We start from the raw sequence: 26,391 nt of genomic DNA on the forward strand, positions 1-26,391 counted from the left end.
GAGGCGTCACTGTAGCCGAGGGCACCGACAACACCGGCCGCGATGAGGTTCACCAGCTGCGGTTCACCGGCTGTCCCTCACCCGGCCTCGCGCACACAGTGCAGGAAGAGATGGGGCTCGGGTCCCGCCTCGGGGGCGCTCGGGGTGAACAGGGCCTGCTCCTGCGCCAGGACCGTCAGGCCCGCGCCGGAGACGAGTGCGGTGAACGCCTCCGCGGCGAAGCTCGTGACCCGGACCGGCTGCCCCATGAAGAGACCCTCCGCGTCCTCCAGGTCCAGCGGCACGGTGGCCAGCGCGGCGAAGCCGCCGGGCCGTACCGCGCGGGCCAGTTTCGCCACGACGGCCGCCTGCTCGGCGCGGGACATCTGCAACAGCGAGAAGTACGCGCACGCGGCGTCGAACGAGTCCTCCGGCAGCGGCGTCTTTCGGATGTCGGCGAGCCGGAACTCGGCCCCGGGCACCTGCCGCGCGGCCAGGTCGACCATGACCGGTGAGATGTCGATGCCCAGCACCCGGTGTCCGGCCTCGGTCAGGGTCTGCGCGGTCGGGCGGCCCGTCCCGCTGCCCACGTCCAGCACCCTGCTGCCCGGCGCCAGCCCTTCCACCAGCCGGCGCAGTGACGCCCGGTGCGGTGCGGAGCCGGCGAACGCCTGCTCGTAGGCGAGCCCCAGCGCGTCGAACACCACGGCGGCCTGTGCCCTGCGGTCCTCGTCGACCACGACTGATCCTCCTGTCTCGGTCCGGCCGCGCGTCCCGTCCCGGAAAGCCGGTCGCGCGGCCCCGGACTCCGCCCGTGGACCGCGCCTCGCAGTATGCCTCGGAAGGCGCCTCGGAGCGGCCGTTTGCGAGGGACGGTACGCGCACGGCAGGGTGCCGGATGTGCCTACCCTGCTGATCATCCACCACACCCCCTCACCGAACTGCCAGGCCCTGTTCGAGGCGGTCGTCTCGGGAGCCACGACACCCGAGATCGAGGGCGTGCGCGTCGTACGCCGGGCGGCCCTGTCGGCCACCGCCTCCGACGTGCTCGCAGCCGACGGCTACCTGCTCGGCACGCCCGCCAACCTGGGCTACATGTCCGGTGCCCTCAAGCACTTCTTCGACCAGGTCTACTACCCCTGCCTGGACGAGACCCGGGGCCGCCCCTTCGGCTTCTACGTCCACGGCGGCAACGACGTCACCGGTGCCGTCCGCGCCGTCGAGACCGTCACCACCGGCCTCGGCTGGCGCCGGGCGGCCGAGCCGGTGACCGTCACCGGGGAACCGGGCAAGGCCGACGTCCGGGCGTGCTGGGAGCTGGGGGCCACGATGGCTGCGGGCCTGATGCCCGGCGCCTGAGCCGCCCCGCCGCCACGTCCCCGGAGCGGTCCCCGCGCTACGCCCCGGCCTGCCGGCCCTCCGGGCCGGCGTTCTGGTGGTGGCGCCGGTGCCCGGCCACCCGCGTCGTCACCGGACCGGGCGAAGCGTCGGTGGCGGCCGGTCGTGATGCCCACGGCGGACAGCGCGTACATCCCGGCGCCGAGGATCCCGTCGTAGCAGCACGGTCCCAGTCGCCGGCCAGGGTGTCCGCCTTCACCCGCCGGCCTGTGGACACCGCACGCCAAACGGGCATCAGGGGCAGAATGGCCGTGCGTGCGAGCGCGGTGCCGGTGATGACCGGCACGGGGGAGAAACAGCGGAGAGGAGGGCCCGATGCTGTCCGCATGGGCCGGGGCCCTGGTGCCCGTCTTCAGCGACACCGACGTGAGCGGCACCCGGCACCTGGTGCGGCCGTCCGGCACGGGATACGTCCTCGCCGCCAACCACACCTCGTTCTTCGACCCGGTCCTGCTCATCGGCATCCTGCACCGGCTCGGCCTGCGCCCCGCCGTACTGGCCACCGCCGGACTGTGGCGGGTGCCCCTGCTGGGCCCGGCCCTCACCCGGGAGGGCCACGTGCCCGTCCACCGGGGCGGCCGCCGCGCCCCTGACGCCCTCCGGGCCGCCGCCGACGCCCTCGCGGCCGGGCGCGGTGTGCTCGTCTACCCCGAGGGCGGCCTGCCCCGCTACCGCGCCTCCCACGACCGCCCGCCCGGACGCCTGAAGTCCGGGGTGGTACGCCTCGCGCTGTCCACCGGCGTCCCGGTGCTGCCGGTCGGGCACGCGGGCGCCCGCCGGGTCTCCTCCGGCAGCCTCGTCAAGCAGCTCGCCGGCTGGGCCACCGCGCCCGTACGCCGCCCCCGCGTCCACGTGCACATCGGCCCCGCCCTGCGGCTGGACACGTCCGACCACCCGCTGGACGACCTGGAAACCGCACTCGTCCAGGCGTGGTCGACCGCCGTCCGCGCCCTGGGGGGCGGAACGGAGGAGGAAGGGGCCGAGGGGGAGGACAGGGCCGACGGGAAGCACGGGCCCTGAAGGATGCGTCAGGAGGGGCGGACCCGGCGGGAGGTGGTCCGCCAACCCGCCCGGGCCAAACGAGGTGCGATGACCCGGAACCTGCCGACCGGCGTGGCCGGGCCTACGACGTACGGCGGCCGGACGCGGACCGGGTGGCCGGGCGCCGCCGGGACGGTCCCTGACGGTCGCCGCAGTGCGTCGGCGTCGTGGTGTCGTGCCGGTGCCAGACGGCGTCCACCACGCGGCCGTCGGGCAGGGTGTGGCGGCGCGGGCCCTGGTCGGGGACGAGGCCCGCGCGGGTCAGGGCACGCCGGCTCGCGGCGTTCGCGGGCTCGGCCCCGGCTCGTACCGTGGCCAGCCCGAGGTGGGTGTGGGCCAGCTCCAGGCCCGCGCGGAACAGCTCCGCGCCCAGACCCTGGCCACGGCAGCCCGGCGCCAGCCAGCCGCCCATCTCGCCCGTCAGGTGGTGCAGTTCGAGAGCACCGGCGTAACCGAGGCCGGACCGGCGCAACACGACCAGCAGGAGAGGGTCGTCCGGGCCGGGGGTGAACGGTTCCGCCAGCTCGCGGGGGATCGGGCGGCCGTCCTCCCCGGCGGGCCGCCAGGCCAGCAGGGCCCGGCGGACGGCGGGGTCGGGCAGCACCTCGTCCGCCTTGGTGCCGAGCCACCGCTGCGCCTCCGCGTCGGCGCTCGCGGCGAGTGCCGCCGCCACGTCCAGGCGGGTGCGCGGGGTGAACAGCAACAGCCGCTCGGTGCGCAGGACATGCCGCCCGGGTGTACACCGACCCGGCACCACAAGTCCCGACGCGATCCGGCCACGGCGGAACAGCGACCAGCCCATGCGACCCCGCATCCCAGCAGACACGGCGGACACGGCACCGGCCCACCGAGAGCACGGACGCTCCGCACCGGCGGTGAATCTAGCGGGTCGCGGCCGGCACGCCGTACGGGGTCCCGGCCGCACGAGGCCCGTGCTGTGGCGGGCCCTGCCGGGAAGCGCCACCCGCAGACGTCGGCAAGGACGCCGTTCTCCTCGGACGCGCGACCCGGCGACCGGGGTGCCGGCGCCCGGGCCGGCCGCCGCTCGTGTCAGCCGGCCTGTTCCTGGGAGCCGGGCTTGGGACGGGTGCGGGTCCAGGACGGGTCGGCGGCCGGGGTGGGGGTGGGGGTGGGGGCAGGGGTGGGGGCGTGGTGCATGGCTGTCCTTCGGACGAGTGGGGGATGGTCCGGGGGCGGTGCGGTGACCGGCGCGCGGGGTCGGTGGGGCCTCTCCCTCGGGCGCGGCGCGGGCCTCACCGCCCGTAGCGGTGCGCTTCGGCAGAGGGTGGGAGCGGGACATGCGGCCCCGGAGGCGAGGTGGTCGGGGCCATGGGGCCCAGGGAGTCGACCAGGGTGCTCGCCTCCGGGTGGTCGGGGGCGCCGGCCGGGACCGGCAGCCGCTGCGGCGCCGTCGCCGACGAGGACGACGGCCGTTCCCGCACGGCGAGTCGGCTGTCCTGGCCGGCCGGTCGGGGGAACCGTCGGTGGGGGGAGGGCGGAGCCATCGCCGTGCGCCTTTCGTCCGGCCTCGCGGGTGAGGATGCGGGCGTCGGCCGGCCGCTCGGGCAACAGACGTCCCACCGCCTGGCGGCGGGCCGTGGCGGCGGCCTGCCTCCCCGGACCGGCAGCGTCGCCTGCTCCTCGGGTCGGCCGGAGCAGTGCGTCCACTCTGGCACCCGCCAACCACGCTCCGCAACCGACAAGTTGAAATTTGCAGGCGGTGAAGTGCATGCTGCATCGGCCAGAACGTGATCGAATGGGCTGCGCACACCGATCGCGTGCGAGGGTGTCCTGGGAGCTGACGAGGGGGTGGGCGTGACCGCGGAGACCGACTGGGGCGGCGCCCCGTCCGTGCTGCGCATGATCCTCGGCAGACGGCTGGAGGAGCTGCGCACCCGGGCCGGCCTCAGCTACGCCGACGCGGGCGCCGCCATCGGGGTCAGCCACTCCACGATCCGCCGTATGGAGGCCGCCAAGGTGTCCCGGCTGCGGCTCGCGGACGCCGAGAAACTCCTCCAGGTCTACGGCGTCACCGACCAGCAGGAGATCGACACCTTCCTGCAGTCCGTGCGCGAGGCCAACAAGCCCGGCTGGTGGCACACCTACCGCGACGTCATGCCCGACTGGTTCTCCGCCTACCTCAGCCTGGAACAGGCGGCCCTGCACATCCGGGCGTACGAGAACCAGTTCGTGCACGGCCTGCTGCAGACCGAGGACTACGCCCGCGCCCTGCTCACCACGGCCGGTCCGCACCTGCCCGCCGAGGTCGCCGAGCGCCGTGTCGCCCTGCGCATGCGCCGCCAGGAGCTGCTGACCAGGGCCACACCGCCACGGCTGTGGGTGGTGATGGACGAGACCGCGCTGCGCTGGCCGGTCGGCGGCCCCGGGGTGATGCGCGCACAGATCGACCACCTCATCGAGGTCAGCCGGCTGCCCCAGGTCACCGTGCAGCTCATGCCGTTCGCCAACGGCCCGCACCCCGCGCTGCCGGCCGGAGCCTTCCACCTCTTCCGGTTCCGGGCCCGCGAACTGCCCGACATCGCCTATCTCAGCGGCCTCCTCGGGGCCGTCTACCTCGACAAGGCCGACGAGGTCGTGGTCTACCGGGAGTCCCTGGACCGGCTCAGCGCCCAGGCCGCGTCCGCCCGCAGGACCGAGACCCTGCTCGCCGCGCTGCGCAAGGAGTGGTGACCCGCCCCGATACCGCCTGCCCGCCCCGCCCTCGTACCTGCTGACGCGAAGCCCCGAGCCCCACCTGACCGAATGGGAGACACGGCGTTGCCCGACAACGGATGGCCGGCCGACCGGATCGACACCGAGAACGCCCACTCCGCCCGCATCTACGACTACATACTCGGCGGCAAGGACTACTACCCCGCGGACAAGGAGGCGGGCGACGCCATGTCCCGGGAGTGGCCCGCGCTCCCGGTGCACATGCGGGCCAACCGCGACTTCATGAACCGTGCCGTGCGCTGGCTCGCCCAGGAGGCGGGCATGCGCCAGTTCCTGGACATCGGCACCGGCATCCCGACCTCGCCGAACCTGCACGAGATCGCCCAGGCCGTGGCCCCCGAGTCCCGGGTCGTCTACGTCGACAACGACCCGATCGTGCTCACCCTCTCCCAGGGCCTGCTGGCCAGCGCCCCCGAGGGCCGGACCGCCTACATCGAGGCCGACTTCCGTGACCCGGCGGCCATTCTGGACGCCCCCGAGCTGCGCGAGACCCTGGACCTGAGCCGGCCCGTCGCCCTCACCGTCATCGCGATCGTCCACTTCATGCTGGACGCCGACGACGCGGTGGGCGTCGTACGGCGGCTGCTGGAACCGCTGCCGTCCGGCAGCCACCTCGCGATGTCCATCGGCACCGCCGAGTTCGCGCCCGAGGAGGTGGGCCGGGTCGCCCGCGAGTACGCGGCCCGCAACATGCCGATGCGGCTGCGCACCCTGGAGGAGGCCCACGCGTTCTTCACGGGCCTGGACCTGGTGGAGCCCGGCATCGTCCAGGTGCACAAGTGGCACCCCGACGGCAACGGCGAACAGGGCATCCGGGACGAGGACATCGCGATGTACGGCGCGGTCGCCCGCAAGCCGTGACAGACCCGGGGCCGGGGTCCGACCCACCTCCCGGACCTCGGCCCCGCCTCCCGTCGTACGACGGACGGGGCGGTCGCCGGCCGCTACCGTGAGCCCCATGTACACCACCCGCGTCACCCGGCACGTGGCAGCGCCCCCGCACGCCGTCTACCGGGCCCTGACCGACCCGGAGGCGGTCGTGGCCTAGCGGGTCCCGGCCGGCATGACCGCCCGCGTGCACGCCTTCGACGCCCGTGAGGGCGGAACCTTCCGGATCTCCCTCACCTACGACGACCCGGCCGGCGCCGGGAAGTCCGGCGGGCGCACGGACACCTACTGGGGGCACTTCGCCCGACTGGTGCCCGGCGCCCTGGTCGTCGAGGTCTTCGCCTTCGAGACCGGCGACGACGCCCTGCGCTCCACGATGACCATGACGACGACGCTCACCGCGGCCGACGGCGGCACGGACGTGGAGATCCGGCACGAGGGCGTCCCGGACGCGATCCCGCCCGAGGACAATGAACGGGGCACCGGCATGGCCCTGGACAACCTCGCCCGGCTCGTCGAAGGGCCGCAGCCCCCGCACGGGAAATGACCGGAAAGAGGGGAGCGGAAAGCGGAACCGGGGCGCGGGAAAAGCGGTCTTAAGGGCTGTCGACGACCGGGATCGGACCGGTCGCGAAGAAACCGGGGGAATGGGACACATGTCCATGCGCAGCCGCAAGACCCTGCTCACCGCCGCGGCCCTCACGGCCGGCCTCACCCTGGCCGCCGTCACGCCCGCCCTGGCGGGGGCCTCCGCGGACGGCACCACCCGTGCCGCCGCCGTGTCGTCCGCACAGGGCGACCCGCGGAACGTCACCCAGCACGTGGCCGACTTCTACGGCGCCTACATCGACGCCGTCTGGGCCACCGACGACCCCACCGCCGCGGCCGGCGCCAAGGCGCTGCGCGGCTTCTACCTCACCGCCGCCGCGCAGAAGAAGGTCGCCGCCTACGAGAAGAGGGAACACGCCGACGGCATCCTCTTCGCGCAGAACGTGCCGGTGAAGTGGAAGGTGGCCTACACCGGCTCCGGCGCCGGTCACGCCACCAGCAGGGTCACGCTCACCTGGGGGGACGGGCCGCACCCGCAGGTCAGCCGGATCGATGTACGGTCCGACCTGAAGACCCTGAAGATCACCGACCTGAAGCCGGCCGGCTGACCCGGGGCACCGGGCACGGGTCCCGCCCCGCCCCATTCGGAGCGGGGCCCGCGCCCACCGGCCGGCCGGGCGTGCCCGCGGGGCCGACGCGGGCGCCCGGGGTCAGGCGTTGGGGTCGAAGGGGATGCCCGACGGCATGGAGTGCGCCAGCGCGTACTGGAAGTCGCCGTCGTCGATCTTGATGGTGGCCGCGCCGAAGTCCGCGCTCAGCAGCTTCTCGCGATAGCCCGCCGGGTAGCCGTTCCAGCCGACCAGCCGCGGATAGAACCAGCCGCCCGTCACGTTCTCCGGCGGCTCGTCGTTGGTGTTGGCGAACCGGAAGCAGTGGGTGGAGACGCCGTCCTTGTGGTACACGATCTTCGGGTGGGTACCGTCGAAGCGCACCGAGGAGCGGGCCGCGACCTGGTAGCCGGAGTGCTGGGACACCGAGACGTACTGGACGGTGTCGTCCTTGATCCACACCACGACGTGCTCCCAGTCGTGGGTGTGCCCGATGGCGGCGGGCCCGAGGGTCGCCTGGTCCTTCTCGAAGTAGCTGGCGTACATCACCGCGCACCAGCCGTTGTTGCACTTCTCGCGCGAGTAGGTGTTGGCGTTGGCGAGCTGGGCGTAGTCGTGGCAGTGGCCGTTGACGTCACCGCCCAGCTTCAGACCGGGGTTGATGGTGCCGTCGCTGCCGATGGCGGCGGTGGCGTAACAGCCGTCCCCGTCGTAGTCGTAGGCGGGGGAGAAGGTCTGTTCCAGGCCGTCGGCGTTCTGCGGCAGCAGTTGCAGGACGTTGGCGCCCGCGGTGCCGGGCGAACTGAGGACGAGGGCGAGCGCGCCGAGGGCGGCGGCGAGCGCGGAGGTCAACTGACGCACGTGGGCTCCCTGTTGTCGAGGCGCCGCAGATTCTCGCAACGTCTCGGCGGGAGGGGCCACCCTCCGAACTGAACTTTGCCACAAGGTGAGTTGAACGTGGCGGCGACAGGCACCCGCATGGGTGCCGTCGTACCGCTATCGACCGGAAGTCAGACGTTCGCCCTGGTTGCCGCCGTAAGGCGCGGGACGGGCCGATGGCCTGGATCGTGAGCCGGCGGGGTCGGGCCGGGGGCTCACCCGTGGCGGGCCATCTCGCCGCGGCCGTGGTGACGGCGGCGCTCGACGGGGGTGCGGTGCACGGCGATGAGCGCGGCGTCGTCGCCGAGCCGGCCGCCGGCGTGCGCGAGCAGATCGCGCCGCAGGTGGTGCATCAACGCCTCGGGGCTGTCCTCGGTCCACCGCGCGACCCGGTCGGCGAGCGGATAGAACCGGTGGTGCTCGTCCCGGGCCTCCATGACCCCGTCCGTGTAGAGCAGCAGCGTGTCGCCCGGTTCGAAGGAGAACACGTCCAGGGTGTGCTCGGCGGCCGCGTGCACCCCGAGCGGCGGAGCCGGGTGCAGGCTCGGCACGGTCACCACATGGCCGGGGCTCAGCAGCAGCGGCGGCGGGTGACCACAGCTGGTCATGGTGACCGGGCCGCGCTCCGGGATGTCCAGGAGCAGCGCGGTGGCGAACCGCTCGCCCTCCTCCTCCGGACTCTCCAGATCGGCCGCGTAGCGGGTGACGCTCTGGTCCAGCCGGGTCGCCAGCTCGGCCAGCGGGATGCGCCGGTGGGCGCTCTCCCGGAACGAGCCGAGCAGCAGGGCGGCCTCGCCGATGGCGGGCAGCCCCTTGCCGCGGACGTCACCGATGAGGAGGCGGACCGAGCCGTCGGACACGGTCGCCGCGTAGAGATCGCCGCCGATCTGGGCCTCGTCCTCGGCGGCCAGGTACAGCGAGGCGATCCGCAGCGGGCCGATCTGCTCGGGCAGCGGCCACATCAGGACGTGCTGCGCGGCCTCGGCGACCGTGCGGACCTGGGCCAGCAGGGCCTGCCGGCGCTCGCGCAGGGCGCTGTAGACGACGGTGAGCACCACGAGGATCACGAGGGTGATGAGCTGCACCATGTGATTGGTGGTGGCGAGCCCGCCGCGGTGGACGCCGATGAGGAACTGGGCGGCCACTGCCAGCGCCCCGACGCCCGCCGTCGCCCGGGGGCCGGCGAAGGAAGGGGTGAGCGCGGGGGCGATCACCAGGGCCGGTCCGAGGTGGATGTCCCAGGGCAGCCGCAGGTCCACGACCGTGATCACCACGATGAGCACGACCGGGAGCGCCAGCAGCGCGTGGACCTTGAGCCACGGCTGCCGGAGACGGACGCGCGGGCCCCCGGGTGCCATGCCTACCAGCGTGCTCCCGCCCAGGTCGCCCGGCCACTCACCGACGGCCGCCCCGGTAAGGCGACCGCCTCGCGGCGACGGCCGTCGCCGCCCGGCCGACCGCAGGCCGTGGAACCGGCGGACCGGGCCTCGGGCGAGCCCACGCGGGGGGGGGCGGTCCACTGCGGGCGGCGCCACGTCGGGCGGTGCCACCACGGCGGGTCCCGTCCCGGCCGTGCCCGTCTGGGCCGGTCCCGCCTGGGGCGGTGGTGCCGCTTCCGCCTCGGTCGGCCTGCTTCGGGTGATCCCGCCTCGGCTGACCGCGCCTGGCTGTCCGTACCCCGGCTCCCGGCACCCCGACACCCCGGACGACTGCGCCCTGGCTGTCCGTACCCCGGCTCCCGGCTCCCCGGCCGACCGCGCCCCGGCCCCCGGCAACCCCGGACCCCGTCATCGGACGGGTGAAGCCTTTCGGTGACGCCGTGTCGCCGGCCGTGCGCCGGGTACCCGTACCGGCCCCGGGGCCGATCCGGCCGTCCCGGGAAGCAGGGTGCCGAATGGAGAGGTCATGACGCACAACGGGGAGGACACCGCATCCCTCCGGCGACCGGATGTCACCGAACTCCGCCTCGCCTCGGACGGGCCCGACCTGGAGTTCTCGTCCGCGCGGGAACCGGCGCAACTGCCGCACGACCGCAGCCAGGCGATCCTGGAGGCGACGAAGGAGATCGGCTCGCTGCTCAAACGCGCGGGCCACCCCTTCGCGCTCGCCGGGAGCGTGGCCGTCTACGCCCACGGCGGCAGCCGCTACCTCCAGCACGACGCGGACTTCGCGATCCTGCCCGACGACGCCGAGGCGGTGGCCGCCACACTGAGCGAGGCCGGCCTGCCCGTGCGGACCCCACCGGAGGACTGGCTGCTGAAGACCACCTGCCACGGGCAGAACGTCGACATCATCTTCGCGCTGGCCCACCAGCCCGTCACCCGGGACATGCTCGACCGGGCCCATGTCCTGCCGGTCGACTCGGTGCTCATGCCGGTGCTGTCGCCGACCGACCTCATCCGCAGCCTGATCAGCGCCTTCTCCGAGCACTACTGCGACTTCGGGTCGGTGCTGCCGGTGGCCCGCGCGGTCCGCGAGAAGGTCGACTGGGACGAGGTCCGCACGACCTGCGGCGGCGAGCCCATGCCGGCCGCCTTCCTCTTCCTGCTCGAACGGCTGAACGTGATCGACGCCCAGGAGGGGCAGTCATGACCGAAACGCCCCCGCCGCCCCCGCCGGCGGCAGGGAGTCTCGACTACCGCGTAGCCCACCTCGCCGAGCACCTGGCCTCCGGAGACCTCGCGGAACTCGGCGTACGGCTCGAACTGCGCGGCGACACCGTCCTGCTCACCGGCACCGTGCCGTCCACCCAGTGCCGGGACCACATCCTGCGCACGGCCCGCGAGGAACTGGCGGGGCACCCGGTCCACAGCGACCTGCTCATCGCCGGGACCTCCTCGCCCGACCACGGAGAGGACCTGACATGATCCGCGTCGCGGCCGTGGGCGACATCCACATGGGCCCCGAGAGCCAGGGCACCCTGCGGCCCTCCTTCGAGACACTGCCCGAGTGCGCCGACGTCCTGCTGCTCGCCGGCGACCTCACCCGCCACGGCACACCGGAGGAGGCCGCGATCGTCGCCCGGGAGATCAAGGACCTCGGGGTGCCCGTCGTCGCCGTGCTCGGCAACCACGACCACCACGACGAACGGCCCGAGGAGGTCACGGCGATCCTCCGGGACGCCGGCGCGCACGTCCTCGAGGGGCAGGCGGCCGTCGTCACCGCCGACGGCGCCCGCATCGGGGTCGCCGGGACCAAGGGCTTCGGCGGCGGCTTCGTCGGCCGCTGCGCGGGGGAGTTCGGCGAACCGCTGATGAAGGAGTTCGTCCGCTACACCCGGCGGAGCGCCGACGGCCTGCACAGCGCCCTGAAGGACCTGCACGAGTGGGACTGCGACGTGCGGATCGCGCTGACCCACTTCTCGCCGGTGCCGGACACCCTGGCCGGGGAGCCGCTGGAGATCTACCCCTTCCTCGGCAGCTACCTGCTCGCGGAGGCCATCGACACCGGCGGCGCCGACCTGGCGGTGCACGGCCACGCCCACGCCGGCACCGAGCACGGCATGACCAGCGGGGGTGTGCGCGTGCGCAACGTCGCCCAGCCGGTGATCGGCCAGGCGTTCCACGTGTACCACCTGCCCGGCCGGCACGACTGACGGGCGGCGGAGCCAGGGACGGGCAGGCCGGCCGGCGCCCGGCGGAGCCGTCGTGTCCGGCGAGGCGCACGCGGCCCCCGCCGGAGCGTCACGCCGCCGTGCCCAGCGTCTCGCGGCCCGGGACGTCGCCGTCCCGCGCGGGCAGTGTCAGCGGCGCCGGCGTACGGCGGCGCCGCAACAGCAGACCCGCGCCGATCGGCCCGGCGATGAGCAGACCGCCGGCCACCAGCGCGCCGCGCGCGCCGGCCCACTCCATGAGCAGGCCCAGCAGCGGCGGACCGCCGAGGCTCCACACCGTGCCGACGCTGCTCCACACGCCGAGCACCCGGCCCCGCAGGTGCGGCGGCGGATCGGTCTGGAGGACGGCCGTACCGGCGGTGTCGGAGACGGACTCCACGATCGCCATGGGCAGCACCAGGACCAGCAGCACGGCCAGTGACGGCGAAAGCCCCGCCACCACCTGGAGCAGCGCACCCCCCGCCGCCAGCACACCCACGGTCCGCACGGACGGCCGGCGCAGCCGGGCGCCGAGGACCGCGCCGAGGATGCCGCCGACCGCGAGCACCGTGGACACCGTGCCGAACGCCCCGGCGCCGCCGGCCAGCGGTCCGGTGACGAGGACGGCGAGCGTCAGGCCGTAGTTGCGGCCGAAGACGGAACTGAGGCCGGTGATGCCGGCGAGCGCGACCAGGCGCGGCCGGCGCGCGAAGAAGGACAGGCCCTCCCGTACGGTCATGCCCGCGCGCGCCGGAACCGCCCGCGTCCCGGCCGCCGGCTCCCCGGCGGACCCGGGCACCGGCCGCAGGAACGGGACCACGGCGGCCACGAACAGGAACGACAGCCCGTTCGCGGCGTACGCGGCGGACGTGCCGAGGAAACCGACGGTGACCCCGGCCAGGGCCGTGCCGGCCAGCCTGCCCGAGCTGTGCACGAGCGCGCCCACCCCGATCGCGGACGGCACGTCCGCCACCGGCACCAGATCGTTGCCGAGCAGGGCACAGGCCGGTCCGTCGACGGTGGCGATGAGGCCGGTCACGCCGGCCAGCACCAGCAGCGCCGTCATGTCGATCCGGTCCAGCGCCACCAGCAGCGCCGTGGTGAAGGCGACCGCGCCGAGCAGGGCCTGGCTGACCGTGACCGTCAGCTTCCGGGGCCACCGGTCCACGGCGGCGCCGCCGAGCAGGCTCACGAACAGCGCGGGCGCCGCCTGGACGGACATGGACAGCCCGGTGGCCGCCGCCGAGCCCGTGATGTGCAGCACGAGCAGGTTCTGCACGGTGAGCTGCATCCACGTACCGGCGTTGGAGACGAAGTTCGCGGCCGACCACCAGCGCATGCCCCGGTGCCGCAGGGAACGCCACGGCGAACGCGAGGCCGGGGCGGTGATGGACGCCGACGGGGGCTGGGCGGGCTCAGAAGACACGACGGGACACTCGACAACCGGGAAAGCGGAACGACCGGCCAGCCCGTCGGTTCGGCAGCGCTGCACGGCCGGGGCTGCCAGGTCAGGGCGCCGACCATGGTGGCAGACGGGACGGCGCGGTCGACGCCACGCCGTTCGCCGGCGTCCGGTGAGCCCCGTCAAACGGCGGCGGCACTCGGGGAGTTGGAGTCTGCGTGGGGTTCCTCACAGGTCCCGTTCCGCCCTGTCCGTCCCGGTACGCGAAGGCGCGGGAGAAACCCGGCGACAGCCCGGTCGCCGGGTGGGGGTCCCGCGGGTCGCCCTACGAGAGAGCCTCAGCGGTTGACGGTCCTCATCCCGGCCTCGTCGTACCGCTCACCCGCCACCGCGGGCAGCTCCGCGTCGATGCGGGCCAGGTCGTCCTCGGTCAGCTCGATGTCCACCGCGGCGGCGTTCTGCTCCAGGTAGGTGCGGCGCTTGGTGCCCGGGATCGGCACCAGGTCCTCGCCCTGGGCCAGCACCCAGGCGATGGCCAGCTGGGCCGGGGTCACGTCCTTCTCGGCGGCGATCTCCTTCACCTTCTCCGCCAGCCGCAGGTTCGCCTCCAGATTGGCGTCCGTGAAGCGCGGGTTCGTGCGCCGGAAGTCGTTCTCGTCCAGCTCATCGGGGGAGGTGAAGCGGCCCGCGAGGAAACCCCGGCCGAGCGGCGAGTACGGCACGAAGCCGATGCCCAGCTCCCGGCAGGTGGGCAGCACCTCGGCCTCCACGTCCCGCGTCCACAGCGAGTACTCGCTCTGCACCGCGGTGACCGGGTGCACGGCGTGCGCACGCCGGATGGTCTCCGCGCTCGCCTCGCTCAGCCCGATGTACCGCACCTTGCCCTCGGCGACCAGCTCACCCAGCGCGCCGACCGTCTCCTCGATGGGCACGTTCGGGTCGACCCGGTGCTGGTAGTACAGGTCGATGTGGTCGGTGCCGAGCCGCTGGAGCGAGCCGTGCACCGAACTGCGCACGTGTTCGGCCGAGCCGTCCTGCCGGCCGACCGTGCTCATGTCGCCGGGGACGGCGTCGTCCATCCGGTAGTTGAACTTCGTGGCGATGACGTACTCGTCGCGGTGGCCCCTGATCGCCTCACCGACGAGCGACTCGTTGGTCAGCGGCCCGTAGACCTGCGCGGTGTCGAGGAAGTCGATGCCGAGTTCCAGGGCGCGTCGTATGGTCGCGATGCCCTCCTCCTGGTCGGCGGAGCCGTAGAAGGCGGACATCCCCATGCATCCGAGTCCGATGGCCGATACCTGGAGGTCCCGCAGCCTGCGCTTGTGCATGTGGGGTCACAGCCTTTCGTGCGTTCGTCGGTCGTTCTCCGGGCGCGAGGGCCTTCTTCCATCTAGCGACGGAATCCGGAGCCCGGCATCCCGTGGGGGAACCGGGTGCCGGCCGTGCGCACCGGCGCTCTGCGACGCTACGAGCTGGAGCGCTCTCGAAGTCAAGCCGTGCCGGGCGGGACGGTGTTCCGCCGCGTCACGGATTCAGCCGCACCGGCAGTTCGTACAGGTCGTTCTGCGTGACCACCGGCTTGTTGCGCAGCTCGGTCGCGGGGATTGCCAGGTCGAGTCCGGGGAAACGGGCGTACAGCGCGGGCAGGGCGACACCCGCCTCGAGGCGGGACAGGGCGGCGCCGGGGCACACGTGCGGACCGTGGCCGAAGGAGATGTGCCGGTTCTTCGTGTCGCGGGTGATGTCGAACTCCCCGGCGGTCGGGCCGTGCGCACCCTCGTCCCGGCCGATCGCGCCGTACGACACGATCAGCGCGTCCCCGGCCGGGATCACCTTGTCGCCGACCGGCACGTCCTCGGTCGCGAAGCGGATCAGGACGTGGGAGGTGGGGGTGGAGTAGCGGAGGGTCTCCTCGACGACCGCGGACCAGTCGGCCCGGCCCGACAGCACCAGGTCGCGCTGTTCGGGATGGGCGGACAGGTTCACGACGGCGTTGACGATCAGCGAGATGGTGGTCTCGTGGCCCGCCGCCACCATCAGCTGGAGGGTGGAGACGATCTCCTCGTCCGTGAGGTGGTCGCCGTCCTCGGAGGCGAGGATCAGCGCGCTGGTCAGGTCGTCGCCCGGTGCGGCCCGCTTGGCCGACACCGTCCGCGCCATGATCTGCGCCAGCTCGGTGAGCGTGGCGACGACCTCCTCCGGCGGGGTCTGCGTCGAGAAGAACTTCTCGAACAGCACCTTCAGCCGGGGCAGCAGGTCCTCGTCGATGCCCATCAGGTCGGCGATGACGTACATCGGCAGCGGGTAGGCGAAGGCCGCCTTCAGGTCGACGGTCCCGCCATCCGCGGGCAGCGCGTCCAGCAGGTCCTGGGTGAGCTTCTCGATCCGCTCCCGCATCCGCTCCACCCGGCGCGGGGTCAGCGCCTGCGCGACCAGGGTGCGCAGCCGGCGGTGGTCGGCGCCGTCCACCGTGAGCATGGAGCGGCCCGGGTTGGCCAGGCCGATCAGCGGCCAGTCCGCGGGTATCTCACCGCGCCGCCACGCGCCCCAGACGTTGATGTCCTTCACCAGCCGCGGGTCGGTGAGCAGCGCCTTGGCCTCGGCGTGGTGGGTGACGGCCCACACTGGGACACCGCCAGGGAGCTCGACGGCGGCGAGCGGGCCGGCCGCGCGCAGCGCCGCGCTCTCGGCGTCCAGGTCGGTGACGAAGGGATCGAGGGCGATGCGGGGTGCTTCGGTACCGGTCGTCATCGTGACGTGCCTCCCAGGGCGGGGGTCGGGTACGGCGGGTACGGCGCCGCGTCCGGGGACGGCGCCCCCGGACGGGCGGCGGAACAGCGGGCCGGCCGGCGTGGCGCGGGTCAGCGGGCGGGTACGGGGCTGAACCGGACGGGCAGCGCGGACAGCCCCCGCAGCCAGGGCGAGGGCCGGCGCGTGAGGGACTCGGCGGGCACCGCCAGATCGATGTCGGGCAGCCGGTCCAGCACCACCTCGATACCGGTGCGCGCGATCACCTCGGCGATCTCCTGCGCGGGGAACGGACAGCGGTGCTCGCCGTGACCGAAGGAGAAGTGCGCGTTGTTGCCGCCGGTCAGCGCGGAGGCGTCGGTCCGCACCTGCGGGTCGGAGTTGGCCCCTTGCAGACCGAGCAGCAGCAGATCACCGGCCTTGACGCGGCGGCCGCCGAGGTGCGTGTCACGGGCGGCCCAGCGGCCCGCCACGTTCTGCGTCGGCGTGTCCTCCCACAGCACCTCGTTCATCGCCTCGGCGACGCTGTTGCGCCCGCCGAACAGGGAGGCCGCGAACCGGTCGTCGGTGAGCATCAGCCGCAGCGAGTTGCCGATCCAGTCGGCTGTCGGCTGGTGCCCGGCCGCCATCATCACCATCAGGTCCTGCGCGATCTCCTCGTCGCCGAACCCGCTCTCGTCGGCCAGCATCCGGGAGACGACGTCGGCCGCCGGCTCCTTCCTCCGGTCGGCCAGCAACTGCGCCATGGACGCGGCCAGATGGGCCTGTCCGGCCAGCGCCCGCTCCCGCCCGTCGATCATGTCGTTCAGGGCGGTGACCAGCCCCGGACCGTCCTCGTCCGGGAAGCCGTACAGCCGGGCCAGGACCCGTACGGGCAGCAGCATCGCGTACTGCCCGACCAGATCGGCCTCGCCCGCCGCGCACAGCGCGTCGATCAGTTCGTCCGCGAACCGTTCGGCGTGCGTGCGCAGTTCGAACGGGTCCACCGCCTCCAGCGCGTTGCTGATCATCGCCGCACGCTGCCGGTGCCGTTCGCCGACCGTGTAGAGGATCGACGGCTGCTTGTGCCCGATCATCGGCAGCAGCGGCCAGTCCGCGGGGATGTTCTCCCACTGGTTCCACAGGTCCGAGTCCCGGCTGAACAGCACCGGGTCACCGGTCACCTGGTGCAGTTCCCGGTAGCCGAGCACCAGCCAGGCCGGGATGCCGCCGTCGAGCAGCACCGGTACGACGGCGCCGTGGTCGCGCCGCATCTCCCGGTACAGACGGGCGGGTTCGGCCTGGAACCGGGGTCCGCTCAGCGGGACGGCGTCGGGCGTGGTCACACGAACTCCTGTCGGGGCAGGACCGTCCGCGCGGACGGGTCGGCGTACCGGTTCTTCACGTGCTGCACCAGCGTGATCAGCACCTGCTTGCCCGACTCCCGGGAGCGGGCGTCGCAGTCGACCAGCGGCACCTGCGGATCCAGGTCGAGGGCCTCGCGGACGTCCGCGCCGGCACGGACCGGACCGCCGAAGTCGTTGCACGCCACGATGAACGGCGTGCCGTGGTGCTCCAGCCGGTCGATGGCGTACCAGGAGTCGTCGATGCGCCGGGTGTCCACCAGGACGACGGCCCCGAGCGTGCCGGAGAACAGCCGGTCCCACAGGAACCAGAACCGTTCCTGTCCGGGCGCGCCGAACAGGTACAGCACGTTGCGGGCGTCCAGGCTGATCCGGCCGAAGTCGAAGGCGACGGTGGTGCCGGACTTGCCGCGCACCTGGCGGATGTCGTCGACGGTCGCACCGGCCTGCGTCATCGTCTCCTCGGTGTTGAGGGGACGGATCTCGCTGACCGAGCGGACCAGCGTGGTCTTGCCGACGCCGAAGCCGCCCACGACCACGATCTTGAAACCTTGGTCGGCGGAGGCACCCAGCGGGGTGCGCGCGGGAGTGCGCGCGTCAGAGGTTGCGGAGTCCAACGAGCACCTGCTCCAGGATGTCGGGATCGGTAATGGCCGGTCTGCGCGGGTGCCGGGCGCTGACCCGGCCCGCCGCGAGCAGATCGCACAGCAGCACCTTGGTGATGCCCACGGGCAGCCGCAGCTCGGCGGCGATCTCCGCCACCGAGGCGGGGAACCGGGTCAGCTCCAGGATCGCCACGTGCTCCGACTGCATGCCGGCCGCCGGCTCCGACTCGGCCACCACGAGGGTGACGAGGTCGAAGGGGTTGTCCGGGCCGGTGCGGGTGCGTCCCTGGGTGATGGTGTACAGCCGGTCGGGGGCGTCGTCCCGGCCCGGGCGGTTCACGCCCGGGCGGCCCCTGTCCGGCCGGTCGGTGTCCGGTCCGCTCATGACGTGCGGGGCGGAGCGGTGAGGTGCTCGCCGAGCTGCTCCACCAACTCGCTCATGTTGTGCCCGATGACGCCGGCGTCCGCGTCCTCCGTGGCGATCACGGCCAGATGGGCGCCGTCGCCGGCTTCCACGATGAACAGCACGCCGCCGTAGAACTCCGTCATCGCCGAGCGGACACCGCCGCTGCCGTCGCCGAACTCCACGGACGCGCCGTGCGACAGCGACTGGATGCCGGCGGCGATCGCGGCGAGCTGGTCCGCCTGGTCGACGCTCAGCTCCGGCGTGCGGCACAGCTTCAGCCCGTCCCGGGACAGCACGAGCGCGTGCCGGGCGCCCGGGGTCCTCTCCAGCAGGCCCTCCAGGAGCCAGGTGAGCTTGTCGTCGGCGGTGGTCGGGCCGGTCATGAAGTGGTGTCGCCTTCCGGGTGCGCGTGCGGGTGGGAGGGGGCGGGGGAGACGTGTTCGCCGGCGCCGTACGGGGAGTCGCCGGCCGGCACACCGTCGTCCGGCGGCGCGGTGGCGGCTCCCTCGTCCGGTGCCGTGGTGTGCGCGGGGTCGGTGGTGCGGTCACGGGACTGGTCCGGTGCGCAGTCCCCCGGGGCGGATCCGGGACCGCGGGTGCCCGGTGCGGGCGGGCGCACCGCCTGGCGGAAGCTGCTGAAACGGGCGGCGCGGGCCCGGCCCGGGTCGGAGGCGGGGGCCGTGCGGGCTACGTCGGCGGCCGGTGCGGTGCGGTGTCCGGCGGTGTCCGTCGCGGTGCCGTGCCCGGCGGGCGCCGGTGCGGAGCGGGGTGCGTCCGTGGCCGGCGCGGTGCCGTGGTCCGTGGTGCCGTGGTCCGTGGTGCCGTGGTCCGTGGCGCCGCGGGCCGTACGGTGCCCGGACGTGTCCGGTGCCGTACGGGCGCGTTCCGCCCGGGCGAGGGTGCGGCCCCGGCGACGCCTGGGCAGGCCGGCCGGGCCCTCCTCCGGCGGCGCGGCGGGCTCGTGGACGACGCCGGTGTCCACGGCTTCCCGTACCGGCGCGGAAGGGCTGGTCTCCGGCCGCGGGTCCGCGGCGGCCGGCTCGGCGGCTGCGGGGGCGGGGCTGGTCAGGATCTCCTGCGGGATGAGCAGCAGCACGCCCGTGCCGCCGCGCGCCGACGGCCGGAACGACACCGTGAGCCCGTGCTTGCGGGCGAGGCGGCCGACCACGGCGAGCCCGAGCCGGGTGCCGGTCAGACCGCCCAGCTCGGACACGTCGCCGGAGACCGCCCGCTCGGCGCGGCGCAGCTGCACCTCGCCCATCACCAGCCCGCTGTCCTCCACGGACACGATGACCCCGGCCGGCACCTCCTCCACGTAGACGTGGACCTCGGCGGTCGGCGGCGAGAAGTTGGCAGCGTTGTCGAGGAGTTCGGCGAGCGCGTGCATCACGCCCTCGGCGGCGTGCCCGGTGACGGCGGCCTCGCTGACCGAGTGCACCCGCACCCGCCGGTACCCGGCGATCCGTCCCATCGCGCCCCGCAGGATCGACTCCATCCCGATCGGCCGCGCCCAGCGGCGGCCCGAACGCGCCCCGGTGAGCACGGCGACGGAGTCCGCGAGCCGGCCGGCCTGGGCGGTGCGGTGGTCGAGGTGGAGCAGGTCGGCCAGCACGTCCTCGTCGGTGTGCCGGTCCTCCATCGCCCGCAGGTCGGCGAGGGTCGCCGTGGCGAGGGCCTGCATCCGGGCCGCCGCGTTGGAGGTCGCGGCGACCGCCGCGGCCCGGTCCCGCCGGGCCCGCTCCAACTCGCCCGCCAGACGGGCGTTCTCCTTCGCCAGCCGGTTCAGCTCCCGTGCGCCGTCCTCCTCCAGACGCGCGCGCTCGGCCGCGAAGGACTCCGTGAACTCGGTGCGCTGCTGCGCGAGTTCGTCGATGAGCCGCTGCTGCTCCTGGCGTGCCTCCTCGGCCGTACGGGCCTGCTGCTGGAGCAGCCGTCCGACGTCCTGGGTGACGCTCTCCAGCCGTCGCCGGGTGCCCCGCGCGGTCCGCAGGGCGTGCGCGGCCGTGGCGACCGCCGTGCTGAACAGGACAGCCGCCGCGCCCGCGCCCGCGGCGAGCGGGGTGCGCACCGCGTCCGGTGCCACCGCCACGGCCGCGCAGACCACGAGCGCCGACAGCACACCGGTCACGGCGAGGGCGGAGACGAACGTACGGAGGGAAGGTCGGTCGCCGGGATGCGTGGGCGCGGTCATCGGTCCGGTCTGGTCCTTGCGGCAGAGGCGGCAGGCTGGGGCGGGGCTGGCGGGAACATCGGGTGGTGAGAGATGACACCGGTGGTGAACTGGCCGTCACTATACGAGAGTTCGTGATCGAAACAGAAAGGTTCCGTGTTCGTTCTCGTCCGCGGTACCGGAAACGCCTGTCTCCGAGGACGGTTCCGCAGGGGGTGCCGGTTGCCTCCCGGCCCCGGCTTTCCGGGCCGTACGCCTGTGGGTCTTCCCACACCGGCGCGCCCTCGCGGCGAATCTTGACGCCCGCCTCCCGGCTCGCTGGACTGCACGGAGGGACGGGTCGGACCGGAGCGATCGGTGCATCCGTACGATGACGCCTGAAGTGGGCGTGTGACGGACGAAACGCCTCGCACGGTCGGACCGCCGGGAGCGAGGTGGAGGAGGCGGTGCGCGTGACGGGGGAACAGACGGCGACGGGCTGCCGTGCCTCATGACCGCTGAAGGGCGCATCCCGCGGGTCACCCCACTGCTCGCGCGGCTCGCCCGGTTCACCGGGCGGACGCTGTGGGGCGAGTGGCGTGCCATCGTCGTCGACCCGGTACGGCGGCTCGCGCGGCGCGGACTGTCCGGGCTGGTACTGGCCTTCGTCGCCGCGTTCGGCGTCGTCTTCTTCCACGACATCGCCCAGCACCCCACCGGAGCCCTGTGGGTGGAGCGGCTCGGCGGGGTCCGGGCCGAGCTGCCGCTGTGGCTGTCCCTGCTGCGCACCCCCGTGTCGCTGTACGTCCCCGCGCTGGACCTGCCGGTGTGGGCGGGCATCACCCAGCTGTTCCTCGCCTTCGCCGTCGCCGAGCTGACCCTGGGCCGGGCCCGGACCCTGGTGATCGCCTACGCCACCACTCTGGCGGGCACCCTCACCGCCCGCCTGATGATCGCGCTCGGGCCCGGCTGGTGGGGGTTCGGGCTGCCGCCCGAGGCCGGACACGTCCTGGACACCGGGCCCTCCGCGGCCGTGGTCGGCCTGTTCACCTACCTTTCGGTGGTCCGCCGCGCGCCCGTGGTCTTCACGCTGACCGGCGGCTCGATGGTGTGGGAGTCCATCGCCGTCCCCAACCTGGCCGGCCGCGAGCACCTGGTCGCGGTGGCCGCGGCGATCGTGCTCGGCCTGCTGCGCGGCCGGGGGGAGCGGTTCCGCTCCGCCGTACGGTCGCCGTGGCCCGTGCGCCGACGGCCCTCGCGCACACCCCCGCCCGCCCCCGGCCCCCCTCCAAAGGCCGACCGCCCCGAAGACGCCCAGCCCAGGGTCCCGGCGCGGTTCCTCGACCGCTAGGGCCTCTCGTTCGGATCATGCCGGGCTCGCGGGCCCTGGCACCACGCCCCGCCGCGTCGTCGCCGGTTGCCATGGCTCCGCCACGGCGCTCTCCTCCGCCTCGCGCCGCGGCGCGCCCGTGTGGCGCGGCCCACCCCGTCAGTGTGATGGTTTTCGCACATCGACCTGTACGGGCACCCCCTAGGGTGGCCGCGAGTACGGCAGGTGTGGCTGACACCAGGGTGTTCGTCGCCGGCAGGCAGCTGAAGGGAATCCATGATGTTCCGCAAGGTGCTGGTCGCCAACCGTGGAGAGATCGCGATCCGCGCGTTCCGGGCGGGCTACGAACTCGGCGCGCGCACCGTCGCCGTGTTCCCGCACGAGGACCGCAACTCGCTGCACCGGCTGAAGGCCGACGAGGCGTACGAGATCGGGGAGCCGGGGCACCCGGTGCGGGCCTACCTCTCCGTCGAGGAGATCGTGGGCGCCGCCCGCCGGGCGGGCGCCGACGCCGTCTACCCGGGCTACGGCTTCCTGTCCGAGAACCCCGAACTGGCCCGCGCCTGCGAGGAGGCCGGCATCACCTTCGTCGGCCCCAGCGCGGCCACGCTGGAGCTGACCGGCAACAAGGCCCGCGCGGTCGCCGCCGCCCGCGCCGCGGGCGTGCCCGTCCTCGGCTCCTCCCAGCCCTCCACCGACGTGGACGAACTGGTGCGCGCCGCCGAGGAGATCGGCTTCCCCGTCTTCGTCAAGGCGGTCGCCGGCGGCGGCGGGCGCGGCATGCGCCGCGTGGAGGACCCGGCCCAGCTGCGCGAATCCATCGAGGCCGCCTCCCGCGAGGCCGCCTCCGCGTTCGGCGACCCCACCGTCTTCCTGGAGAAGGCCGTCGTGGAGCCCCGCCACATCGAGGTGCAGATCCTCGCCGACGGCGAGGGCAACGTCATCCACCTCTTCGAGCGGGACTGCTCGCTCCAGCGCCGCCACCAGAAGGTCATCGAGCTGGCCCCCGCGCCCAACCTGGACCCGGAGCTGCGGGACCGGATCTGCGCCGACGCCGTCCGCTTCGCCCGCGAGATCGGCTACCGCAACGCCGGCACCGTGGAGTTCCTCCTCGACCGCGACGGCAACCATGTGTTCATCGAGATGAACCCGCGCATCCAGGTCGAGCACACCGTCACCGAAGAGGTCACCGACGTCGACCTGGTCCAGGCCCAGATGCGGATCGCCTCCGGCGAGACCCTCGCCGGCCTCGGCCTGTCCCAGGACACGGTCACCCTGCGCGGCGCCGCCCTCCAGTGCCGCATCACCACCGAGGACCCCGCCAACGGCTTCCGCCCGGACACCGGCCGGATCAGCGCCTACCGCTCCCCGGGCGGCTCCGGCATCCGCCTCGACGGCGGCACCACCCACGCCGGTACGGAGATCAGCGCGCACTTCGACTCGATGCTGGTCAAGCTCACCTGCCGGGGCCGTGACTTCCAGGCCGCCATCGGCCGGGCCCGGCGCGCGGTCGCCGAGTTCCGCATCCGCGGCGTGGCCACCAACATCCCGTTCCTCCAGGCGGTCCTGGACGACCCCGACTTCCAGGCCGGCCGGGTCACCACCTCGTTCATCGAGCAGCGCCCCCACCTGCTGACCGCCCGCTCCTCCGCCGACCGCGGCACCAAGCTGCTCACCTACCTCGCCGACGTGACGGTGAACCAGCCGCACGGCCGGCGGCCCGACACGCTCGACCCGCTGACCAAGCTGCCACCGCTGCCGGCCGGCGAGCCGCCCGCCGGCTCCCGCCAGCTCCTCGTGGACCTCGGCCCCGAGGGATTCGCCCGGCACCTGCGCGAGTCGCCGACCATCGGCGTCACCGACACCACCTTCCGCGACGCCCACCAGTCCCTGCTCGCCACCCGGGTGCGCACCAAGGACCTCCTCGCCGTCGCCCCGGTCGTCGCCCGCACCCTGCCGCAGCTGCTCTCCCTGGAGTGCTGGGGCGGTGCCACCTACGACGTCGCGCTGCGCTTCCTCGCCGAGGACCCCTGGGAGCGGCTGGCCGCCCTGCGCGAGGCCGTCCCCAACATCTGCCTCCAGATGCTGCTGCGCGGCCGCAACACCGTCGGCTACACCCCGTACCCGACCGAGGTCACCGACGCCTTCGTGCAGGAGGCCGCCGCCACCGGCATCGACATCTTCCGCATCTTCGACGCCCTCAACGACGTAGGCCAGATGCGGCCCGCCATCGACGCCGTGCGCGAGACGGGCACCGCGATCGCCGAGGTCGCCCTCTGCTACACCGCGGACCTCAGCGATCCGTCGGAGCGCCTCTACACCCTCGACTACTACCTGCGCCTCGCCGAGCAGATCGTCGAGGCCGGCGCCCACGTCCTCGCCGTCAAGGACATGGCCGGCCTGCTGCGCGCCCCGGCCGCCGCCAAGCTCGTCTCGGCGCTGCGCCGCGAGTTCGACCTGCCCGTGCACCTGCACACGCACGACACCGCGGGCGGCCAGCTCGCCACGTACCTCGCCGCGATCCAGGCCGGCGCCGACGCGGTCGACGGCGCGGTGGCCTCCATGGCCGGTACGACCTCCCAGCCGTCGCTGTCCGCGATCGTCGCCGCCACCGACCACTCCGAGCGGCCCACCGGCCTGGACCTCCAGGCGGTCGGCGACCTGGAGCCGTACTGGGAGGGCGTCCGGAAGATCTACGCCCCGTTCGAGGCGGGCCTGGCCTCCCCGACCGGGCGCGTCTACCACCACGAGATCCCCGGCGGCCAGCTGTCCAACCTGCGCACCCAGGCCGTCGCCCTCGGCCTCGGCGACCGCTTCGAGGACATCGAGGCGATGTACGCCGCCGCCGACCGCATTCTCGGCCGTCTGGTGAAGGTCACCCCGTCCTCCAAGGTGGTCGGCGACCTGGCCCTGCACCTGGTGGGCGCCGGGGTCAGCCCGGACGCGTTCGAGTCCACCCCCGACAAGTTCGACATCCCGGACTCGGTGATCGGCTTCCTGCGCGGCGAACTGGGCACGCCGCCCGGCGGCTGGCCGGAGCCGTTCCGTACCAAGGCGCTGCAGGGGCGGGCGGCGCCCAGGCCCGCGCCCGAGCTGTCCGCCGAGGACCGCGAGGGGCTGGCGAAGGACCGCCGGGCCACCCTCAACCGGCTGCTGTTCCCCGGCCCGGCCCGCGAGTTCGAGACGCACCGCCAGTCCTTCGGCGACACCAGCGTCCTCGACAGCAAGGCGTTCTTCTACGGCCTGCGCCCGGCCAAGGAGTACGCCGTCGACCTGGAGCCCGGCGTCCGGCTGCTGATCGAGCTCCAGGCGATCGGCGAGGCCGACGAGCGCGGTATGCGGACCGTGATGTCCACGCTCAACGGCCAGCTGCGGCCCATCCAGGTCCGTGACCGTGCGGCGGCCTCCGACATCCCGGTGACGGAGAAGGCCGACCGCTCCGACCCCGGCCATGTCGCGGCCCCCTTCGCCGGTGTGGTGACCCTGGCCGTCGCCGAGGGCGACGAGGTGGCGGCGGGTGCCACGATCGCCACCATCGAGGCCATGAAGATGGAAGCCACGATCACGGCTCCCAAGGCGGGCCGCGTCTCCCGCCTCGCCATCAACCGCATCCAGCAGGTGGAGGGCGGCGACCTCCTGGCGGAACTGAGCTGAGCGGGGGCCGGGACCGCGCGCGCCCCGGCAGACCCCGCGCCCGCGCTACCCCCGGCCGATGAGGTGGCGCAGGCGGGCGAGGAGGAGGTTCGGGTCGTGCCGGGTGGCGGACGCGGCGCTCGGCACGTACACGCTTCGCCCGCGGACGGCCACGGAGGTCGGGCCGGACAGGCCCTCCCGTACGGTGAGCAGGGTTGTGACGGTGCCGTCCGCGCGGACCAGGACGACCCTGTTGCCGGGGTTCAGCGCGGCCAGCACGCTCCGTCCGTGGCCGGGGAAGGCGAAGTCGTCGATGCCGGCGAGTCCGCCGGCCCGGGTCTCGACGGGGCCGGCGGCACCGTCCGCGCGGACGGGGATGCGCAGCAGCGTGCCCCGGTCGGTGTTGGACACCCACACGGCGTCCCGGTGGAGCTTGACGCCGTTGGCGCCGAAGCCGCCCGCCGGCGCCGCCGGGAGCGGGGCGAGCGCCGCGCCCCTCGCCCACGCCGTGGCCGTGCCGCCCGACAGGGGGACGCGCCAGACGGTGCCGCGCACCGAGTCGGCGACGTAGAGCACGCCCCGCCGCTCGTCGAGGGCCAGTCCGTTGGGCAGCCCGTCGGCCGGCAGCGCGGCGATCCGCTCCGGCGCGTCACCGGGGGAGAGGCGCCAGACGCCGGTCGCGCTGGTGCCGGTGGCGTAGTTGACGTACAGCGTCCCGTCGTGGGCGCGGGCGATGCCGGTGACGGCGGCGCTGTGCAGCAGGGGTGTGGCGGCGTGCGCGACGGCGGGCAGGGTGGCGCGGGTCCTGACGCGGCCGTCGTCGGTGACGTGGGCGACCTGCCGGGCGGAGGCGAAGGTCAGGTAGGCCGAGCCGTCCTGGTCGAGCGCGATGTTCTCGGGCGTCTGCCCGGCGGCCAGGTCGAGGTGGGCGAGGACGCGCGCGTCGGTGACGAGCGGCTCCTGGCCGGCGGCCGGCGCGGCGGCGACGAGGCCGAGCGCGAGCGCGACCGCGGCGGCACCGGCCGGGCGGGGGAGTCGGGGCATGTGACCTCTTCTCGGTCGGCGCGCGGGGCGCCGGCGTGCGGGGTCACACCAACATGACGGGGAA

Annotated in this window: 23 protein-coding genes and 1 pseudogene; 11 read left to right on the top strand and 13 right to left on the bottom strand. The window is 73.9% G+C overall.

Features of this window, described 5'->3' with window-relative positions; genetic code table 11:
• Positions 1 to 77: 77 nt before the first annotated feature.
• Positions 78 to 719 carry a class I SAM-dependent methyltransferase gene (locus tag AB0946_RS30510; RefSeq protein WP_366763886.1) on the bottom strand — a complete coding sequence of 214 codons (642 nt, stop codon included), beginning with the start codon at positions 717 to 719 and terminating at the stop codon, positions 78 to 80.
• Positions 720 to 879: 160 nt separating this feature from the next.
• Here AB0946_RS30510 and AB0946_RS30515 point away from each other — a divergent pair, with 160 nt between their 5' ends.
• Complete coding sequence (locus AB0946_RS30515) at positions 880 to 1,338, top strand: NAD(P)H-dependent oxidoreductase (protein WP_366763887.1); 459 nt, start codon at positions 880 to 882, stop codon at positions 1,336 to 1,338.
• Positions 1,339 to 1,692: 354 nt separating this feature from the next.
• Positions 1,693 to 2,397 (top strand): lysophospholipid acyltransferase family protein, encoded by a 705-nt coding sequence (locus tag AB0946_RS30520; protein WP_366763888.1) that lies wholly within the window; start codon positions 1,693 to 1,695, stop codon positions 2,395 to 2,397.
• A gap of 103 nt (positions 2,398 to 2,500) precedes the next feature.
• Here the strand turns inward: AB0946_RS30520 and AB0946_RS30525 are convergent, their stop codons facing one another.
• On the bottom strand, positions 2,501 to 3,244 hold the full coding sequence (locus tag AB0946_RS30525; RefSeq protein ID WP_366763889.1) for a GNAT family N-acetyltransferase: 744 nt from the start codon (positions 3,242 to 3,244) through the stop codon (positions 2,501 to 2,503).
• A gap of 989 nt (positions 3,245 to 4,233) precedes the next feature.
• On the opposite strand from AB0946_RS30525, the gene AB0946_RS30530 reads away from it, so the two are divergent.
• From AB0946_RS30530 to AB0946_RS30545, 4 genes and pseudogenes are all read left to right on the top strand, one after another.
• Entirely contained in the window at positions 4,234 to 5,109 is an 876-nt protein-coding gene (locus AB0946_RS30530) for a helix-turn-helix transcriptional regulator (RefSeq protein ID WP_366763890.1), read from the top strand.
• A gap of 87 nt (positions 5,110 to 5,196) precedes the next feature.
• Positions 5,197 to 6,012, top strand: a complete 816-nt coding sequence (locus AB0946_RS30535; protein WP_366763891.1) for an SAM-dependent methyltransferase — start codon at positions 5,197 to 5,199, stop codon at positions 6,010 to 6,012.
• A 97-nt stretch (positions 6,013 to 6,109) separates the two neighbouring features.
• A pseudogene (locus tag AB0946_RS30540) lies at positions 6,110 to 6,586 on the top strand (SRPBCC domain-containing protein).
• 109 nt (positions 6,587 to 6,695) lie between these two features.
• Positions 6,696 to 7,196 (top strand): hypothetical protein, encoded by a 501-nt coding sequence (locus AB0946_RS30545; protein ID WP_366763892.1) that lies wholly within the window; start codon positions 6,696 to 6,698, stop codon positions 7,194 to 7,196.
• A gap of 102 nt (positions 7,197 to 7,298) precedes the next feature.
• Here the strand turns inward: AB0946_RS30545 and AB0946_RS30550 are convergent, their stop codons facing one another.
• Both AB0946_RS30550 and AB0946_RS30555 read right to left on the bottom strand, forming a co-directional pair.
• Positions 7,299 to 8,057: an NPP1 family protein gene (locus tag AB0946_RS30550; RefSeq protein ID WP_366763893.1), complete on the bottom strand. Its 759-nt coding sequence runs from the start codon at positions 8,055 to 8,057 to the stop codon at positions 7,299 to 7,301.
• Positions 8,058 to 8,290: 233 nt separating this feature from the next.
• A complete protein-coding gene (locus tag AB0946_RS30555) occupies positions 8,291 to 9,433 on the bottom strand; it encodes a PP2C family protein-serine/threonine phosphatase (protein WP_366763894.1) in 1,143 nt (380 codons plus the stop codon).
• Between the two features lie 547 nt (positions 9,434 to 9,980).
• Here AB0946_RS30555 and AB0946_RS30560 point away from each other — a divergent pair.
• From AB0946_RS30560 to AB0946_RS30570, 3 genes are read left to right on the top strand one after another with little or no spacing between them, the layout of a single operon-like run.
• Entirely contained in the window at positions 9,981 to 10,667 is a 687-nt protein-coding gene (locus AB0946_RS30560; protein ID WP_366763895.1) for a hypothetical protein, read from the top strand.
• Positions 10,664 to 10,942, top strand: a complete 279-nt coding sequence (locus AB0946_RS30565) for a BON domain-containing protein (protein ID WP_366763896.1) — start codon at positions 10,664 to 10,666, stop codon at positions 10,940 to 10,942. The genes AB0946_RS30560 and AB0946_RS30565 overlap by 4 nt, the downstream gene beginning before the upstream one ends.
• Positions 10,939 to 11,670, top strand: a complete 732-nt coding sequence (locus tag AB0946_RS30570; RefSeq protein WP_366763897.1) for a metallophosphoesterase — start codon at positions 10,939 to 10,941, stop codon at positions 11,668 to 11,670. The genes AB0946_RS30565 and AB0946_RS30570 overlap by 4 nt, the downstream gene beginning before the upstream one ends.
• 88 nt (positions 11,671 to 11,758) lie before the next feature.
• Here AB0946_RS30570 and AB0946_RS30575 read toward each other — a convergent pair whose 3' ends face one another.
• The 8 genes from AB0946_RS30575 to AB0946_RS30610 all read right to left on the bottom strand — a co-directional run bounded on the left by AB0946_RS30575 (position 11,759) and on the right by AB0946_RS30610 (position 20,362).
• Positions 11,759 to 13,057, bottom strand: coding sequence for an MFS transporter (locus tag AB0946_RS30575; protein WP_366763965.1), 1,299 nt, complete (start codon positions 13,055 to 13,057; stop codon positions 11,759 to 11,761).
• Positions 13,058 to 13,407: 350 nt separating this feature from the next.
• Positions 13,408 to 14,397 carry an aldo/keto reductase gene (locus AB0946_RS30580; protein ID WP_366763898.1) on the bottom strand — a complete coding sequence of 330 codons (990 nt, stop codon included), beginning with the start codon at positions 14,395 to 14,397 and terminating at the stop codon, positions 13,408 to 13,410.
• Between the two features lie 196 nt (positions 14,398 to 14,593).
• A complete protein-coding gene (locus AB0946_RS30585) occupies positions 14,594 to 15,820 on the bottom strand; it encodes a cytochrome P450 (protein WP_366763899.1) in 1,227 nt (408 codons plus the stop codon).
• Positions 15,821 to 15,930: 110 nt separating this feature from the next.
• Positions 15,931 to 17,142, bottom strand: coding sequence for a cytochrome P450 (locus AB0946_RS30590; protein ID WP_366763900.1), 1,212 nt, complete (start codon positions 17,140 to 17,142; stop codon positions 15,931 to 15,933).
• The gene (locus AB0946_RS30595; protein WP_366763901.1) at positions 17,139 to 17,777 is read right to left on the bottom strand and encodes an ATP/GTP-binding protein; all 639 of its coding nucleotides are present in this window, start codon (positions 17,775 to 17,777) and stop codon (positions 17,139 to 17,141) included. Before AB0946_RS30595 ends, AB0946_RS30590 begins: the two co-directional genes overlap by 4 nt.
• A complete protein-coding gene (locus AB0946_RS30600; RefSeq protein WP_014676780.1) occupies positions 17,758 to 18,105 on the bottom strand; it encodes a DUF742 domain-containing protein in 348 nt (115 codons plus the stop codon). The genes AB0946_RS30595 and AB0946_RS30600 overlap by 20 nt, the downstream gene beginning before the upstream one ends.
• Positions 18,106 to 18,146: 41 nt before the next feature.
• A complete protein-coding gene (locus AB0946_RS30605; protein ID WP_366763902.1) occupies positions 18,147 to 18,554 on the bottom strand; it encodes a roadblock/LC7 domain-containing protein in 408 nt (135 codons plus the stop codon).
• A complete protein-coding gene (locus AB0946_RS30610; protein WP_366763903.1) occupies positions 18,551 to 20,362 on the bottom strand; it encodes an ATP-binding protein in 1,812 nt (603 codons plus the stop codon). Before AB0946_RS30610 ends, AB0946_RS30605 begins: the two co-directional genes overlap by 4 nt.
• 469 nt (positions 20,363 to 20,831) lie before the next feature.
• On the opposite strand from AB0946_RS30610, the gene AB0946_RS30615 reads away from it, so the two are divergent.
• A complete protein-coding gene (locus AB0946_RS30615; RefSeq protein ID WP_366763904.1) occupies positions 20,832 to 21,671 on the top strand; it encodes a hypothetical protein in 840 nt (279 codons plus the stop codon).
• Positions 21,672 to 21,929: 258 nt separating this feature from the next.
• Entirely contained in the window at positions 21,930 to 25,304 is a 3,375-nt protein-coding gene (locus AB0946_RS30620; protein WP_366763966.1) for a pyruvate carboxylase, read from the top strand.
• 45 nt (positions 25,305 to 25,349) lie between these two features.
• Here the strand turns inward: AB0946_RS30620 and AB0946_RS30625 are convergent, their stop codons facing one another.
• Complete coding sequence (locus AB0946_RS30625; RefSeq protein ID WP_366763905.1) at positions 25,350 to 26,327, bottom strand: hypothetical protein; 978 nt, start codon at positions 26,325 to 26,327, stop codon at positions 25,350 to 25,352.
• Positions 26,328 to 26,391: the final 64 nt, after the last annotated feature.

Source organism: Streptomyces sp. NPDC046870, from assembly GCF_040704595.1.
Classification (GTDB): Bacteria; Actinomycetota; Actinomycetes; order Streptomycetales; family Streptomycetaceae; genus Streptomyces; species Streptomyces argyrophylli.